Here is a 393-nt window from a genome sequence, read left to right as displayed (position 1 = left end):
GCGTCTGTGATAAACCCTCGTTTATCCTCACGTATACATCGACCTGTCAAATCAACAAGCTCTACATAATATTTGAATTCAAATGGCAGCCCTTTTGGCATATGTTTTCTTGGGTTACCTGCAAAGCGCATAAGTGACTTAGGTTGTTTACTCGCTTTTGCTGTTTCAATACGTGTTTTAATACTGGTGTGGTCTGACTCTTCTGGCGTCTCTGCCATTTTGGCTCTTACTGGATTCAAATCCACATACGCTAAACACGCTGCCAACGCGGCTTCATCTAACAAGGCTTGTGATTTAAAACGCCCTTCCCAGAATCGCCCCGTACAACCATCTTCTCTATTTGCTTTGCGCGCGATATCTTCATTTAGCGTGCGCATAAACCAGCTTATATCA

General features: G+C 43.5%; 1 pseudogene. It reads right to left on the bottom strand.

The annotated features are described in order from the left end of the window. Positions 1 to 393 (bottom strand): annotated as a pseudogene (locus tag N480_RS15075) (transposase); the annotation flags it as partial.

It is taken from the genome of Pseudoalteromonas luteoviolacea S2607 (genome assembly GCF_001625575.1).
Lineage (GTDB): Bacteria > Pseudomonadota > Gammaproteobacteria > Enterobacterales > Alteromonadaceae > Pseudoalteromonas > Pseudoalteromonas luteoviolacea_E.
This window is presented reverse-complemented; position numbering and strand designations above follow the sequence as displayed.